This window comes from Endozoicomonas atrinae, from assembly GCF_001647025.1.
Classification (GTDB): Bacteria; Pseudomonadota; Gammaproteobacteria; order Pseudomonadales; family Endozoicomonadaceae; genus Endozoicomonas; species Endozoicomonas atrinae.
This window is the reverse complement of sequence record NZ_LUKQ02000140.1, coordinates 1-14897: the sequence shown is the minus strand read 5'-3', so window position 1 is coordinate 14897 and position 14897 is coordinate 1. Positions and strand designations below refer to the sequence as shown.

Genomic DNA, 14897 nt, shown 5'->3' with positions numbered 1-14897 from the left:
ACCATTCGCACCGGAGTTAAACAGCTCAGAAAGGCTATGGGAGTGGATGCGGGAGCATGACTTATCAAACAAAGCATTTTCAGGTTATGAAAATATTGTAGATTGTTGCTGTGAAGCTTGGAATAACCTTTGCAGCGAAGCTGGTCGACTGTTCAGTCTGTGCTCCCGTGATTGGGCAGTTATACAGTAGTTAGAAAATTCAATTGGTATAAATTGTCATGGACTAATAACTGAACTCAATGAGTCAGAGTCGCTATGACAACTTATGGAGGCAAAGTGGGCCGGAATAACATCGAAAGGCAAATAGCTATGTCAGAAAAGCCATCAGAGAACCCGTCGTCGCTGCGTCGAAATGTCAATATGCTGGGTACCTTGCTGGGTGAGGTCATTCGGGACCACAAGGGAGAGGATTTCTTCAACAAGATTGAATCTATTCGCCAGCTCTCCAAAGCTGCCCGCAGCGATGCAGTTGACGATAAAGGCGTTAACGAACAGCAGGCACTGCTGGATCTGCTACACAGCCTGCCAGATGATGAGCTGGTACCTGTCGTAAGATCGTTCAGTCACTTTTTGAACCTCACCAATATTGCCGAGCAGTTTCACCTGGTATCCAGAGACTGTGAAACCAGCTACTGTGTTCCCGATCATTTTCGTGAACTGCTCAAGGCGTTGAAGCAGAAAGGTTTCAGTGATCAGCAGATTGCCGAGAAAGCCTCTGAGCTGGATGTTGAGGTGGTACTTACCGCGCACCCCACTGAAGTAACCCGCCGTACCTTGATTCAAAAATATGAACAGGTATTTCAATGTCTGAATGATCTGGAAAACCAGTCTCTCAGTGAGAATGAAAAGCAGCGCATTGAGCAGCGTATTCGCCAGCTGATTACTCAGGCGTGGCATACCTATGAGTTTCGCAGTAAACGACCAACACCGGTTGACGAAGCCAAAGGTGGCTTTGCAACCATCGAGCATTCTTTGTGGAATGCGGTACCACAGTTTGTCCGTCAGATGGATGACCGCCTTCAGGAGTTTACTGGTCACCGGCTGGCGATTGATGCCGTACCTGTTCACTTCTCCTCCTGGATGGGGGGAGACCGGGATGGCAACCCATTTGTAACGTCTGAAGTGACCCGTGAAGTGCTGCTGCTCAGTCGCTGGATGGCTGCAGACCTATTTTTGAGAGACCTTAAACCATTGATCAGTGAGCTCTCCATGAACGATTGCAGTGATGAGCTGCGAGTGCTTGTGGGGGATTCTCGTGAACCTTACTGGTCTGTTTTAAAAGACTTGCGGGAAAAGCTGAAGCATACACGTCAGTGGTGTGAGCGAGGCCTGGCCAGACAGGGGGATGCGCATTTAACGCCCACTGCAGGTGTAATTCTTGATAATGAAGATCTGATCAAGCCGTTACGGTTGTGTTACGAGTCTCTCCATGCCTGTGGACTGGGGGTGATTGCTGATGGCCCGCTGCTGGATACGCTGAGAAGGGCGTACTGCTTTGGTTTGACTCTGATTAAACTGGATATCCGTCAGGAGTCTGGCCGTCATACTCAGGCACTCAGTGAACTGACCAAGGCCCTTGGCCTGGGGGACTATGAGCACTGGGAAGAGTTGGAAAGGCAAAGCTTCCTGCTGAAAGAGCTTCAGAACCCCAGACCTCTACTGCCACATAAGTGGTCTCCCTCTCCTGAAGTTCAGGAAGTGATTGATACCTGTCGTGTGGTTGCCGCCGAAGGCTCCAGAGCTTTGAACTGCTACGTGATTTCCATGGCTACCCAGCCATCGGATGTACTGGCGGTTGCTCTACTGTTGAAAGAGTGTGGCGTGGATTTCGACATGCCCATCGCACCACTGTTTGAAACACTGGATGATCTGGACAACGCGGCTGAGTGTATTCGTCACCTGCTCTCATTACCCTGGTACCGTGGTTACTGCCATGGTGGTCAGATGGTCATGATTGGTTACTCTGACTCTGCAAAGGATGCTGGCTGGATGGCTGCAGCCTGGGCACAGTACCGTGCGATGGAAGAAGTCACTGCGGTATGTGCTGAGGCTGATGTCAGATTGACCCTTTTCCATGGCCGCGGTGGTACCATTGGTCGAGGAGGCGGCCCTGCTCATGCGGCTATCCTTTCCCAGCCTCCGGGCTCGGTAAATAACCGTCTGCGGGTGACTGAGCAGGGTGAAATGATCCGCTTCAAGTTTGGTTTTCCTCAGGTGGCTGTACAGAGCCTGATGCTTTATGCCAGCGCGACACTGGAAGCAACACTGCTGCCTCCGCCAGTACCCAAGCAGGAATGGCGGGAGGTAATGGATCAGTTGTCAGCTGATTCCGTTAAAGTGTACCGTGGTATTGTTCGTGAAGAGCCTGACTTTGTGCCTTACTTCCGGGCTGTAACGCCAGAAATGGAGTTGGGTAAACTGCCGCTAGGGTCGCGTCCTGCCAAGAGAAAGCCTAATGGTGGTGTTGAAAGTCTGCGAGCAATTCCCTGGATTTTTGCCTGGACACAGATTCGCCTCATGCTGCCTACCTGGTTAGGCTGTGGTGAAGCGCTGGAGAATGCTGTCAAAAATGGCAATCGGGATGTGCTGGAAGAGATGATGACCAACTGGCCTTTCTTTAAGGCTCGTCTGGAAATGCTGGAGATGGTCTTCATGAAGACCGACGCTCAACTGGCCAAGTATTATGAAGATCAGCTGGTACCCGATAATCTTCGCTATCTGGGCGAAAAATTAAGACGTATGTTGTCGTCTGCCATCGAAGTGCTGCTGGATCTTAAGGAAGGGGATGAGCTGATGTCATCTCATCCGCAGAACAAAGAAGCCATTGGTCTGCGTAACCCTTACACCGATCCACTGAACTTCCTTCAGGCTGAGTTGCTGCAGCGGGTTCGCTCTCATGAAAAGGTGGCGGGAGAAGATGCTGAAGTGGGAGAAGAGCTTGAGCAGGCGCTGATGATCACGATTGCTGGTATTGCCGCAGGTATGCGAAATACAGGCTAATTCAGAACGTTTCACAGCTCCTGAGTAAAAAGCACCCAGATTAATCGTCTGGGTGCTTTTTTATTTTTATCACAGGTGATTTAAAGAATTATCGAACTATACTGGGCTGGTCTCGTTTAATTTGAGTATGCTTTTGGCAATTTTCAACAGTCCCTGAAACCTCTCTCTATTTCTTCTTCATTCCACCTCATCATACCCGTGCATTTAGCGAAGTGTGCTTTCTGGACCTGATCTGGAGCCGTTATGTCGCAATTCAATATCCTGAATCAACCCAAACCTTTTTACCTGATCTTTTTTATCGAGTTATGGGAGCGCTTTGGTTATTACGGTCTTCAGGCTCTGTTATCGATCTATCTTGTACGTCAGCTGGGTATGGAAGATGAAGATGCATTTATTACCTTTGGTGCATTCAGTGCATTGGTCTTTGGATTTGTGTCTATCGGAGGGTTTGTAGGGGATAACATTTTTGGTACCAAGCGGACCATGGTTCTGGGAGCTGTGGTGATGATGGTCGGTTACCTGATCATGGCAATGGCTGGTCATCAGCAGACGACTGTTTATGTGGCTCTGGGTTGTATTGCCGTTGGGAATGGCCTGTTCAAGGCGAATCCTTCCAGCCTGCTGGCGAAATGCTATGAAGAAGAAGATAACCGGCTGGATGGTGCTTTTACCCTCTATTATATGTCCATCAATATAGGCTCGTTTCTGTCTATGACACTGGTTCCTTATATTGCGGAATACATGGGGTGGGGAGCCGGTTTTATGGCGAGTGCCATAGGCTTGTTTGTGGCTGTGAGTAATTATTTCTTCATGCGCCACTGGGTAGGCGATATCGGTTCTGAGCCCGACTTTCGACCGGTACCCTGGAAAACCCGGCTGTTACTTTATTCAGGCATTATTGTTGCCTGTGGCATCAGTGCGTGGATTTTGCATTATCTGTTAATGGCCAATATTCTGCTGGCCCTGGTGAGTACAGCTGCATTGCTGATGTTTCTGAAAGAGATTATTGCTGCCCAGGGGCAGGAACAGCGAAGAATGCTGGTCGCTCTAATTCTGATGCTCGAAGCGGTTGTGTTCTTTGTGATGTATATGCAGATGCCCACTTCACTCAACTTCTTTGCCATCAATAATGTTGAGCCGGTGATCCTGGGCATCACCATTAACCCTGTGACATTTCAATCATTGAACCCGTTCTGGATTATGGTGGCCAGTCCGATTATGGCCTGGATATATAACCGTACAGAGCTGCATGGTGGCGGCCCCAGCATGCCCCTTAAGTTTGCCCTGGGAATGCTGTTTACATCCATCAGTTTTCTGGTGTTTCCATTAGCGGCCTATTTTGCCAATCAACAGGGGATGGTCTCTTCTGGCTGGATGGTATTGAGCTATTTCTTTCAGTCCATTGGTGAGCTGCTGATCAGCGGTTTGGGGCTGGCCATGGTGGCCCAACTGGTACCCGAGCGCCTGCACGGGTTCATTATGGGGATCTGGTTTTTAACCAGCTCTGCGGCATCGGTTATTGCCGGGTATGTGGCCAGCCTGACCGCTCTGGAAATTGATGACCTGTCTTCTGCTGTCGACACATTGCCTGTCTATAGTGAGTTCTTTACTGACATGGGGCTGTTTTCACTGACTGTCTCTGTCGGTATGTTGCTTTCTGCACACTGGTTAAACCGAATGATTGCGGATTAAAAGAAACTCCAGCCCTTCAACAGCATCACTTTGGTGAAAATGAGCTACCCTGTGAGGGTCGAAGTTTATTGTGAGGTAAGTGCTTATGCCGTTTGTTTCTGTGAAAACGGTCAAAGGGCTATTTAATGAAATCCAGAAGCAGGAAGTGATGGATGGTATTTCTGAGCTGCTGGTGAAGGTTGCTGCAGGTGGTGAAGATCGTTTTCAGCAGGCGGTCTGGGTTGTGATTGAAGAGCAGGAACCCGGAAACTGGAGTCTGGGGGATAATAGTCCTGAGCTTGAGGCATCAAGACAGAAGCGAGGAACCGGAAAGTCCTGATTTCGTTAACAACATTGCTGTCGATGACCGAGTGTGGTCGACAGCCGGTTCGGGGAGATTTTCATTATGAAGGTATCTCACCATGGTTTCGCTGTTGTTTCTGCTTAACTTTATTGCTGCCATTGCCTTGCTGAGGAATTCCCTTAAGTTCGGACTGAGTGTCTATTCTTTTGCCTTCTTTTTGTCCATTTACTGGTTTCAGTTTCACGCTACATCAACATTACGAATTCTTTTATAAATTGTCTGAAAGAGTGAGTATGCATGTACTTTCAACGCTATGACTTACCAGTGGTTCTGCGCTATCTGAATGCGCTTGGCCTGTTGGCACTGGAAGTAGTGCTAGTGTACGCATTTTACGACCAGTTTTATAAACATGATCTGCCATGTCCTCTCTGCTTGCTACAGCGAGTGGGTTTTGTTGCCTGCATGATTGCCCTGTTGCTGAATGTCTCTTATGGCCCTAAGCCATGGCACTATGGCCTGTTATTGTTATCCGCTGTTTTTGGCGCGGCAGTGGCACTGAGGCAGGTCAGCCTTCATGTCATTCCAGGAACACCTCCATACGGTGAAGATGTCTTTGGCATGCACTTTTATACTTGGGCATTTGTCTCGTTTGTCAGCATTATTCTGTTGACGAGTATGCTCTTATTAATACCTGGTCAGTATATGGGGAGTAATGGACCGGGCTTCATTCCCTATACGCTCCAGCCTTTCTGGGTGAAAACAGTGATCACTATAGGGCTTATGATTATTCTCACCAATGCCGGGTCTTCTTTAATTGAATGTGGATTCTGGGTTTGTGATGACAACCCTGAGAGGTATAAGCTGCTAGTACCAGGGCGGTAATTCATTCACGTTTGAAGAAGCAATATGTATTCGTTGTCGTATTGTTTAGGTGTTTTTGCTGAAATGGTTATCAATTTAGCGGTTTCTTCTGCCTTCGTCTTGCGTTTACTCCCTAATCTGTAGATCATCTTTACCTGCAATAACCAATAATAATAGCTTTGAGCGGGAAAAGTGACGTTTTGTTAAACAGGCAAATCCTGTCGCAGTCTCGTAGCGCTTTATAAGAAAAAGGGAAACAGCTCATGAAGTGGTTGACGTCATTCCTCCTTGCGATGTCTCTTTCCGTCAGTGGCCTGGCTCTTGCAGCAAGTTCTGCGGAAGATATTGCTGCAACGATCAAGCGAAAAACGCTCACCTTTGCCGCCCCGATGTGGGATGGATATACTCATAAAGATGGTACAGGCCTTTACTGGGAGATTCTGAAAGAAGTCTACACGCCTCTGGGGTTTAAGCTCCGCCTGAAAAACCTGCCCTGGAACCGCAGCATGAAACTGATGACTGAATATCGTGCAGTGGATGGTGTACCAGGTGAAGGTCTTGATTCTGATTATGAAAATCTGACATTCAGTAAATACCCGCTGGAGCCTGAGTACCTTGCAATTGCCTATCAGGAGGGAGCCGTTCGATCTTTTGATCAGTGGCCTGACCTGACCGGAAAGGTGGTCGGTATGAGAAAGGGGTATAACCTGATCCCGGATGGTGAAAAGTACGGTGACTTTGAAGTCAAAGAGTTCATCAATATGAAGAAAGGCATAGCTCTTCTGGAAATTGGTGACATTGATGTTCTGGTGGATGAACTGGCCGAAATCGAAGCGGTTGCCGAGAAGGAAGAGATTGAGCTTGAGCAGTTCGAAATTGCTGAATTTGTGACCGGAAACTACTACTACATGTCATACGGCGATGGCCATGTAAGCAGGCCGTTGGCGGATATTTTCGATGCACGTATTGAAGTTCTGGCAAAACAAGGCCGTCTGCAGGCACTGTATGACGAATGGGAAGTGGATATTCCTCAGCCATTGACGGAGCTGGCAAGCCAGTAAGGTGAATAAGATTTAGTTCCCTTGGTAATTACCCTGCTATAAGATGCGAAAAATAAAAGATAATAAGCATGTGATGGAGTGATTGTGCCGGAAGTAGTGATCAGTGGTACCGGGTTATACACCCCGGCGGGGGCCATCAGTAATGATGAGCTGGTCAACGCATTCAATGCCTGGGTCGATCAGGAGAATGATAAGAATAAAGTCGCCATAGCCGCCGGTGAGTTGGAACCACTGGCCAGAAGTAGCAGTGAGTTTATTGAAAAGGCGTCCGGAATCGTTAACCGGTATGTGGTAAACCGGGAAGGTGTTCTTGATCCTCAGAGAATGGTTCCACTTATTCCGGAGCGTTCCAATGAAGACATCTCTGTCCAGTGCGAAATGGCACTCCATGCTGCCAGAGGAGCGCTTGCTCAGGCTCAGGTAGATCCATCACAGGTGGATATGATTATTGTGGCCTGTTCCAATATGCAGCGGCCATATCCTGCTATTGCGGTTGAAATCCAGCAGTTCCTCGGTGGTGGCGGTTACGGCTACGACATGAACGTTGCCTGCTCTTCGGCGACATTTGGTATTAAATCTGCCGTCGATGCCATTCGCAGTGGGTCCGCAAAACGGGTATTGATGGTGAACCCGGAAATTTGTTCCGGCCATTTGAACTTCCGTGACCGGGACAGCCACTTTATTTTTGGTGATGCCTGTACTGCCGTTTTGCTTGAGAGTGAAGACATTGCCAAGCGAAAAGATGGCTATCGAGTACTTGGTTGTCACCTGTGGACACAATTTTCCAATAACATTCGCAATAACTTTGGCTTTTTGAATCGTGCGGATGAAGCGGGTATCGGCAAGTCAGATAAGCTGTTTGTCCAGAATGGTCGAAAGGTCTTTAAAGAAGTCTGTCCTCAGGTGGCCAAGCATATCTCTGAGCACCTTGAGTCTCTAGCACTTCATCCCAGTGACTTAAGTCGTCTATGGTTGCATCAGGCAAACTTGAATATGAATCAACTCGTGGCGCGCAAGCTGCTGGGGCGTGAGCCAGCTGCTCATGAAGCACCGGTGATTCTTAATGAGTACGCTAATACCAGTTCGGCCGGTTCGATCATTGCGTTCCATAAGCATTCGCTGGACCTGAAATCTGGGGACAAAGGGGTTATATGCTCCTTCGGAGCAGGTTACTCCATCGGTAGTGTGGTGGTTGAAAAGCAGTAATACCCATAATGGCGTTAGAATATCCTCTAAGACCCGGTGATAAGTCCAAACTTGTCACCGGGCTTCTGGCTGTATATCCTTGTCCGCTTTTCGATAAGTTTGTCAATTATTCCAAGCCAGACGATGTCTCTATAATACGATCTCTTTCAGCAGAGAACGGATGGCTGGCAACAGGAGCTTTTCATGCGCGTTATTCTGCTGGGTGCACCGGGCGCCGGTAAAGGGACTCAGGCCCAATTTATCATGGAAGAGTACGGTATCCCTCAGATCTCTACCGGGGATATGCTGCGGGCTGCCATCAAAAATGGCACTGAGCTGGGCAAAAAGGTCAAGGCCGTTATGGATTCCGGAGCCCTGGTGTCTGATGACATCATCATTGCCCTGGTAAAAGAGCGGATTGCTGAAAGTGATTGTGCCAATGGTTTCCTGTTTGACGGGTTCCCACGCACCATTCCCCAGGCAGAAGCCCTGCGTGATGCCGGTGTTGCCATTGACCACGTGGTTGAAATTGCTGTTGAAGATGAAGAAATCGTCAAGCGCATGAGTGGTCGTCGCGTACATCCTGAAAGTGGCCGTACCTACCATGTGGTGTTCAATCCGCCCAAGGAAGAGGGTAAGGATGATGTGACGGGTGAAGCTCTGGTGCAGCGTGCAGACGATGAAGAAGAAACCGTACGCAAGCGTCTGGGAGTCTATCATGACCAGACTGCACCACTGGTTGAGTTCTACCAGAAAGTGGGTGGAGATACCCGTTACAGCCGCATTGAAGGTGTTGGCTCTGTTGACCAGATCAAACAGCAGGTACTGGACACGCTGAAGCCCGTTGCTGCCTGAGCATTGATTGCATAACAAAACAAAGAGTCGGGGGTGTGAAAGCGCCACCGACTTTTTTGTAATTAATGAAAATACGGTTGTAATGAGCGGCCTGTCTTTTCAAAATAGCGCTCATTCACAGAGCAGAAGCCTTTCCATGTTGCTGACGCTCACCATAACAGTAAAGACTCCCCATGAAACTGCTTGCTCTTGATACTGCAACGGAAGCTTGCTCTGTTGCCCTTAACCTTGATGGCGAAGTGATCGAACGCTTTGAGCTGACCCCCCGCCGACACAGCCGTGATCTGCTTCCAATGGTTGAAGACATTCTGTCTCAGGCTGGTTTAAGCCTTAAGCAGCTGGATGCTCTGGCCTTTGGTCGGGGGCCTGGCGCATTTACCGGCCTCAGAGTGGCTACTGCCATGGTTCAGGGGTTGGCGTTTGCGGTTGATCTTCCGGTAGTTCCTGTCTCGACGCTGGCAGCTCTGGCTCAGCAGGGACTCAGAGAACACAAAGCATCAAAGGTATTGAGTGCCATCGATGCCAGAATGGATGAGGTCTATTGGGGCGCATTTTCCGAGTCTGAAGGTTTAATGGTGCCGGTTTCAGCAGAGGTAGTGACCGTCCCGGAGCAGGTTGTGGTACCCGTTATGGAAGGGCATTGGTTTGGTATGGGGACTGGCTGGGCGTTCAGAAACCGACTGTCTGCAAACGTAGTTGACTGCCAGATTGAAGCCTGGCCTCATGCCCAGGATATAGCACTGCTGGCTGCAGCCGACTTTAAACAGGGTAAAGGGCTGCCTGCGGAGCAGGCCATGCCGGTTTATCTTCGGGATAAGGTGGCTCTGAAAAAATCAGAACGCTAAAACCTCTTAAGACAGAAGGACCGTTATGGATACTCTACAGACCATCATCCTGGCGCTGATCCAGGGCATTACCGAATTTTTACCCATCTCCAGCTCAGGTCACTTGATTCTACCTGCTCAGCTGCTTGGCTGGACGGACCAGGGACTGGCATTTGATGTCGCTGTACACATTGGTACGCTGGCTGCTGTTATAGCCTATTTCTGGAAAGACCTCTTCGCTATTGCCCGAGACTGGCTGGGCTCTCTCGTTGGAAAGGGTGCTACATTTAACAGCCGCCTGGGCTGGTATCTGATTTTTGCCACATTGCCGGCCGTGGTATTTGGTCTGGCCCTGAAACAAATGGGGCTGGATGAGGCGATGCGTACTGTGGCTGTTATTTCTGGTACTACGTTGATTTTTGGGGCGCTGCTGGGATGGGCTGACGTGAAGGGTAAGCGTATTCAGCCTCTGGAGCAGGTCACCTTTAAGCAGGCAATGCTGATTGGTTTTGCTCAGGCTCTGGCCCTGATTCCCGGTACCTCGCGCTCAGGTATAACCATGACTGCAGCCCTGATGATGGGCTTTACCCGTGATGCGGCTGCCCGGTTCTCATTCTTGCTTTCGATTCCGGTGATTCTGGGTGCTGGTAGCCTGTTGATGCTGGATCTGGCAAAAAGCTCTGTACCTGTGGACTGGCAGACACTCTCGCTTGGAACCTTGGTATCGGCTGTCAGTGCCTGGGTCTGTGTACACTACTTTCTGGCGTTTATTAACCGTATAGGGCTCATGCCATTTGTCATCTATCGGATGATTCTGGGTGTGGTATTGCTTGGGTTTGTATTCTTTTAGAACGTTTCATTGGTATATGGCCGACTGAGAACCAGCCGGTCATTTAAGCTGTCGGCTTCACGCGCTTTTGATTTTTTCGTAAGTCTTGTAGAGAACCGCTTCTTCCTTGGTAATCCGCTTACTCAGTGCTTTGATGATGTTGTTGCAGTCCTGCTGAAAGTGTTCAACGGTATTGTCACCGCTCTCATACAGGGTAAAAAAGGCCATCACGTCCGCAGAAATTTTATCCATATCAAGTGCATAGTCAGTCAGGGTGGACTTCAGGCTTTCATCGTTTTCAGCAGCTTCTCTCAGTACAGGGTAAAGGTACTTATCTTCTTTGTTTAAATGAGCCAGTAACATTTTTTTGGCGGAAAGAATCAGGTCCCGACCCTGCTGGTTACCAACACCCACTTCACGAGCCTGCAAGAGTAAGTCACTGATTTGCAAGTGTTCGCTTTTGAATTCCTGAATCAACTGAGACATATGTGTTCACTCCCTGAACATGACGGTTTCTAATAGTTTAGGACGTGATTCCCACATATGTCTCACATCATTAATGGTTAACCATTTTGAGTGGCAGGTTCACCTTCTGGCTCTTCTTCAACCTCCATGCGCTGACCAGGCAGAATAAGGTTGGCCAATACGGTGACAATGGCACCAAGCGCAATACCATTACCCATTACTGTCTTGAGTGCGGTTGGCAGCTGACCCACAATTTCTGGTCGGTAAGTGACCGCCAGGCCAGCAGCAACCCCAAGGGTAAGCACCATGGTGTTCCGGCGGGAGAAATCAATCGTCTTGATGATGCCGATACCGCCAGCCAGAATCATGCCGAACATAATAAGGCCAGCCCCACCAATCACAGGCTGGGGAACACTGGCAATCAGCGCACCCAGCTTGGGCAGCAGGCCTGCAGCCACAAGAATACCGCCTGCTGCCATGACCACATAGCGGCTGGCAACACCGGTAACGCCAACCACACCAATATTCTGGCTGAATGAGGTTGTCGCGGTGCAGTTGAAAAAGCCGGCAATGATACTGTTCAACCCTTCCCAGCGAATACCGGCACTCAGTCTCTTGCTATCCAGACGGGTATCACAGTAGTTGGCCAGCGCGAGATAGTCGCCGGTGGATTCCACCATAGAAACGATATAGGCAACACACATGGCGACAATAGCGCCAGCATGGAACTCGACACCAAAATGCAGTGGATTGGGAATGGCAACAATCGCAGCTTCTGCAACACTGGTCAGATCCAGTCGACCCAGAGCGAACCAGAGTGCATAGCCAACGGTTAAACCAATAATAATGGCAGCGGCAGAGATAAAGCCTTTAAACCACTGGTTAAGAACCACCACCACGGCAAATACCGCCATGCCCACACCAAGATTTACGAGACTGCCATAATCCTCAGCGCCATGGCCGCCGCCCAACCAGTCAACGGCAACCGGAAAGATGGTCATACCGATCAAACAGACCACAGTACCAGTCACGACAGGAGGAAACAGCCTCCTCACCTGAGGCATGATAAAGCTGAGCAGTATTTCGAAAATACCACCGGCGATGGTTGCCCCAATGACGGCAGCAAACCCGTACTGGAATCCAATGGATATGGCAACGCCGACAAAGGCAAAACTGGTGCCCTGAATCACCGGGAGCTTTGCCCCCATATTGTAACGTCCCATGCCCGTCGCCTGAACGATACTACCCAGACCGGACATCAGCAGGGAGGCGTTAACCAGAATAATGGTTTCCTGAACAGAGAAGCCAAGAACAGAGGCAATAACCAATGGAGCACCAATGATTCCCGGGAGTGCTGATAACAAGTGCTGAAGACCCAGTATCAGGCACTTGGCCAGTGGGGGGCGGTCATCAAGTTTGTAGTAAAGCTCCATCGTTTCCTCCGTTAAAGCACTTGCTCCCAACGTATTGGCTGCTTAATGCTTTTAACTGTTATGTGTAATTATTGATCGGTGAAACTGGATTTTTTGGAATTTGATTTGGCCATTTATGTATTAAATAAATGCGATGATTTTTTTAAAAACTGTTGTTGTCTGTGTAAAGTTGTGAACATTTAAAAGCTCAGGCCATTTTGTTTTTTTGATTTGCGTCACTGGAAATTAAATTTAATAAATTAATACGTTTTTTATGTCTGGTTTTTAGCCAACTCTGTTTAATGTGATGGTTTGTTATACACAGGATTGAATTAATGAATGAACTTCAGACGGTAACAGTTCTCTAAATTAACCGGATCACGAACCGTTTTTCTTTGCATAGCTACTTATTGCCAGTGTGGAGTATCCACAGGATAATCCGCCGTCGTTTATGGCTGGAGATACCTTCCAGGTGATTTCTAATAGCCATAGCGCCATGACCGGAGGTGAGCGGCGAAGTGGTTGGTGTGCATCGTACAGAACCTCTACATTTTAGATGTTTGTGTTTTTGAAAAATGAGTGGGCAACTGGAATGAGCCAAGCTGGCGAATATATCGATTCCTATTATCAGGCCACCGGGCATTCACTTCCGCTTCAGCCTGTGCTGAACGGAGATATCACTGCGGATGTCTGCATCATCGGTGGTGGTATGACCGGCTTTAACGCGGCCATTGAACTGCGCAAGCGTGGCTTTGATGTGGTGCTGCTGGAATCTGGCCGTATTTCCTGGGCGGCTTCCGGTCGAAATGGCGGGCAGTGTCTGGCGGGTTTCTGTCTGGGGCTCCGTGAGGTGGATGAAACTTTTGGCCCGCAATGGGGCAAGCAGCTGTGGGATCTTTCCTGCGAGTCGCTGGATATCGTTCGCGATCGTATCCGTGAATTCAATATCGACTGTGATTTTCAGCAGAACTATATCGAACTGGCTATCAAGCCAAGCCAGGAAAAAGAGTTGAAGTCCTGGCTGGAGCTGAAACAGACCCGTTATGACTACCCCAGTGTCAGCTGGTGGGATCGCGACAAAATCCGGGAAGTGACCTCAACAGAGAAATATCTGGGTGGGCTGTTTGATACCAACAGCGGCCATATGCATCCCCTCAACTACACACTGGGTCTCGCCCGCGCAGCAATTGATCTGGGTACTCGCGTATTCGAGCAGAGCAAGGTGATTAAACTGGTCAAAGGCAGTTCAAACCGGATACTGACAGAGCAGGGGAGTGTGAAGGCGAAGCAGGTGCTTCTGGCTTGTAATGCCTACATTGACGGCCTCAACCGGAAAGCGGAAAGCAAAGTATTGCCAGTGGCCTCGTACATTGCCGTTACCGAGCAACTGGGGGATCGACAGCCCATTACCAATAAAATGGCCATGTCGGATTTAAACAACAGTCTCGACTATTTCCGTCCAACTGCGGATGGCCGAATTCTGTTTGGTGGCGTTAATCACCCATTCAATGGCGAATACAGTGACTCCAAAGAGCGCCTGCGTCAGCGGATGCTGAAGGTATTTCCAACACTTGATGATGTGAAAATGGAGTATCACTGGGGTGGTTTGTTCGCCGTTACCCGGGAATACATGCCGCATATTGAGCATCTGGGTAATGATATCTACACAGCGCATGGCTATACGGGGCACGGTGTCGCACTGACCAATATTGCCGGGCGAGTGGTTGCTGAAGCAATGGCAGGAATGTCTGAGCGATTCGATGTGTTCTCCCGTATTCGCCATAAGTGGATACCAACGCCAAAAGTCCTCCGTGTACCGGCACTGGCCATGGCAATCTGGAAAGCAGAGCTTGAAGATTCCCTGGCAGGCTGACGAAAAAAAACCGCCTTTTCAGGCGGTTTTTTTATTACTGACCGGATGTCAGTTTGGTAAACATACGGTTAATCTGGCGATTAACTTTGGAGGGTAGAACCTCAAAGACGAATAACCGTTCTTTGGCTTCATCAGTTGGATAGATGCCAGGGTTTTCACGAATTTCACCATCCACCAATGGGGTGGCGGTTTTGTTCGGATTGGCATAGGCCACATAATCGGTGATGTTGGCAATAACATCGGGCCGCAGCAGGTAATTCAGAAAGATATGAGCCTCTTCAGGATTTTTGGCATCTTTTGGAATGGCGATCATATCAAACCACAGGCCAGCGCCTTCATCAGGAATAATACCAATTGAATTTTCTAACTACTGTATAACTGCCCAATCACGGGAGCACAGACTGAACAGTCGACCAGCTTCGCTGCAAAGGTTATTCCAAGCTTCACAGCAACAATCTACAATATTTTCATAACCTGAAAATGCTTTGTTTGATAAGTCATGCTCCCGCATCCACTCCCATAGCCTTTCTGAGCTGTTTAACTCCGGTGCGAATGGT

The 14897-nt window shown here is 48.9% G+C and carries 14 protein-coding genes and 2 pseudogenes; 12 read left to right on the top strand and 4 right to left on the bottom strand.

Annotated features, from left to right (window positions below; all coding sequences use genetic code 11):
* The 11 genes and pseudogenes from AK963_RS35545 to AK963_RS17645 form a co-directional block, all read left to right on the top strand.
* Window positions 1-190, top strand: a pseudogene (locus tag AK963_RS35545) (IS630 family transposase); the annotation flags it as partial.
* A gap of 119 nt (window positions 191-309) precedes the next feature.
* Window positions 310-3000: a phosphoenolpyruvate carboxylase gene (gene ppc, locus AK963_RS17685; protein ID WP_066016767.1), complete on the top strand. Its 2691-nt coding sequence runs from the start codon at window positions 310-312 to the stop codon at window positions 2998-3000.
* 243 nt (window positions 3001-3243) lie between these two features.
* Complete coding sequence (locus AK963_RS17680) at window positions 3244-4692, top strand: oligopeptide:H+ symporter (RefSeq protein WP_066016766.1); 1449 nt, start codon at window positions 3244-3246, stop codon at window positions 4690-4692.
* Window positions 4693-4777: 85 nt separating this feature from the next.
* Window positions 4778-5011 (top strand): tautomerase family protein, encoded by a 234-nt coding sequence (locus tag AK963_RS17675; RefSeq protein WP_066016765.1) that lies wholly within the window; start codon window positions 4778-4780, stop codon window positions 5009-5011.
* An 82-nt stretch (window positions 5012-5093) separates the two neighbouring features.
* Window positions 5094-5249 carry a DUF5993 family protein gene (locus AK963_RS36905; RefSeq protein ID WP_419535006.1) on the top strand — a complete coding sequence of 52 codons (156 nt, stop codon included), beginning with the start codon at window positions 5094-5096 and terminating at the stop codon, window positions 5247-5249.
* Between the two features lie 23 nt (window positions 5250-5272).
* On the top strand, window positions 5273-5857 hold the full coding sequence (locus tag AK963_RS17670; protein WP_066016764.1) for a disulfide bond formation protein B: 585 nt from the start codon (window positions 5273-5275) through the stop codon (window positions 5855-5857).
* 242 nt (window positions 5858-6099) lie between these two features.
* Window positions 6100-6897 carry a substrate-binding periplasmic protein gene (locus AK963_RS17665; protein WP_066016763.1) on the top strand — a complete coding sequence of 266 codons (798 nt, stop codon included), beginning with the start codon at window positions 6100-6102 and terminating at the stop codon, window positions 6895-6897.
* 84 nt (window positions 6898-6981) lie between these two features.
* Window positions 6982-8103: a beta-ketoacyl-ACP synthase III gene (locus AK963_RS17660; RefSeq protein ID WP_066016762.1), complete on the top strand. Its 1122-nt coding sequence runs from the start codon at window positions 6982-6984 to the stop codon at window positions 8101-8103.
* A 183-nt stretch (window positions 8104-8286) separates the two neighbouring features.
* A complete protein-coding gene (adk, locus tag AK963_RS17655; protein WP_066016761.1) occupies window positions 8287-8937 on the top strand; it encodes an adenylate kinase in 651 nt (216 codons plus the stop codon).
* Window positions 8938-9110: 173 nt separating this feature from the next.
* The gene (gene tsaB, locus AK963_RS17650; RefSeq protein ID WP_066016760.1) at window positions 9111-9782 is read left to right on the top strand and encodes a tRNA (adenosine(37)-N6)-threonylcarbamoyltransferase complex dimerization subunit type 1 TsaB; all 672 of its coding nucleotides are present in this window, start codon (window positions 9111-9113) and stop codon (window positions 9780-9782) included.
* 25 nt (window positions 9783-9807) lie between these two features.
* Window positions 9808-10611: an undecaprenyl-diphosphate phosphatase gene (locus AK963_RS17645; RefSeq protein ID WP_066016759.1), complete on the top strand. Its 804-nt coding sequence runs from the start codon at window positions 9808-9810 to the stop codon at window positions 10609-10611.
* Window positions 10612-10668: 57 nt separating this feature from the next.
* Here AK963_RS17645 and AK963_RS17640 read toward each other — a convergent pair whose 3' ends face one another.
* Together AK963_RS17640 and AK963_RS17635 are read right to left on the bottom strand one after the other, a co-directional pair.
* Window positions 10669-11076 carry a hemerythrin domain-containing protein gene (locus tag AK963_RS17640; protein ID WP_066016758.1) on the bottom strand — a complete coding sequence of 136 codons (408 nt, stop codon included), beginning with the start codon at window positions 11074-11076 and terminating at the stop codon, window positions 10669-10671.
* Between the two features lie 77 nt (window positions 11077-11153).
* Window positions 11154-12488, bottom strand: a complete 1335-nt coding sequence (locus AK963_RS17635; RefSeq protein ID WP_066016757.1) for a uracil-xanthine permease family protein — start codon at window positions 12486-12488, stop codon at window positions 11154-11156.
* A 571-nt stretch (window positions 12489-13059) separates the two neighbouring features.
* Here AK963_RS17635 and AK963_RS17630 point away from each other — a divergent pair.
* A complete protein-coding gene (locus AK963_RS17630; RefSeq protein WP_066016768.1) occupies window positions 13060-14340 on the top strand; it encodes an NAD(P)/FAD-dependent oxidoreductase in 1281 nt (426 codons plus the stop codon).
* A 34-nt stretch (window positions 14341-14374) separates the two neighbouring features.
* Here the strand turns inward: AK963_RS17630 and AK963_RS17625 are convergent, their stop codons facing one another.
* Window positions 14375-14653: a type 2 periplasmic-binding domain-containing protein gene (locus AK963_RS17625; RefSeq protein WP_066016756.1), complete on the bottom strand. Its 279-nt coding sequence runs from the start codon at window positions 14651-14653 to the stop codon at window positions 14375-14377.
* A 54-nt stretch (window positions 14654-14707) separates the two neighbouring features.
* Window positions 14708-14897, bottom strand: a pseudogene (locus tag AK963_RS35540) (IS630 family transposase); the annotation flags it as partial.

Bases quoted from the DNA above. Each gene is read 5' to 3' on its own strand.
- ppc (WP_066016767.1), top strand. From the start codon at position 310: ATGTCAGAAAAGCCATCAGAGAACCCGTCGTCGCTGCGTCGAAATGTC.
- AK963_RS17680 (WP_066016766.1), top strand. From the start codon at position 3,244: ATGTCGCAATTCAATATCCTGAATCAACCCAAACCTTTTTACCTGATC.
- AK963_RS17675 (WP_066016765.1), top strand. From the start codon at position 4,778: ATGCCGTTTGTTTCTGTGAAAACGGTCAAAGGGCTATTTAATGAAATC.
- AK963_RS36905 (WP_419535006.1), top strand. From the start codon at position 5,094: ATGGTTTCGCTGTTGTTTCTGCTTAACTTTATTGCTGCCATTGCCTTG.
- AK963_RS17670 (WP_066016764.1), top strand. From the start codon at position 5,273: ATGTACTTTCAACGCTATGACTTACCAGTGGTTCTGCGCTATCTGAAT.
- AK963_RS17665 (WP_066016763.1), top strand. From the start codon at position 6,100: ATGAAGTGGTTGACGTCATTCCTCCTTGCGATGTCTCTTTCCGTCAGT.
- adk (WP_066016761.1), top strand. From the start codon at position 8,287: ATGCGCGTTATTCTGCTGGGTGCACCGGGCGCCGGTAAAGGGACTCAG.
- tsaB (WP_066016760.1), top strand. From the start codon at position 9,111: ATGAAACTGCTTGCTCTTGATACTGCAACGGAAGCTTGCTCTGTTGCC.
- AK963_RS17645 (WP_066016759.1), top strand. From the start codon at position 9,808: ATGGATACTCTACAGACCATCATCCTGGCGCTGATCCAGGGCATTACC.
- AK963_RS17640 (WP_066016758.1), bottom strand. From the start codon at position 11,076: ATGTCTCAGTTGATTCAGGAATTCAAAAGCGAACACTTGCAAATCAGT.
- AK963_RS17635 (WP_066016757.1), bottom strand. From the start codon at position 12,488: ATGGAGCTTTACTACAAACTTGATGACCGCCCCCCACTGGCCAAGTGC.
- AK963_RS17630 (WP_066016768.1), top strand. From the start codon at position 13,060: ATGAGCCAAGCTGGCGAATATATCGATTCCTATTATCAGGCCACCGGG.
- AK963_RS17625 (WP_066016756.1), bottom strand. From the start codon at position 14,653: ATGATCGCCATTCCAAAAGATGCCAAAAATCCTGAAGAGGCTCATATC.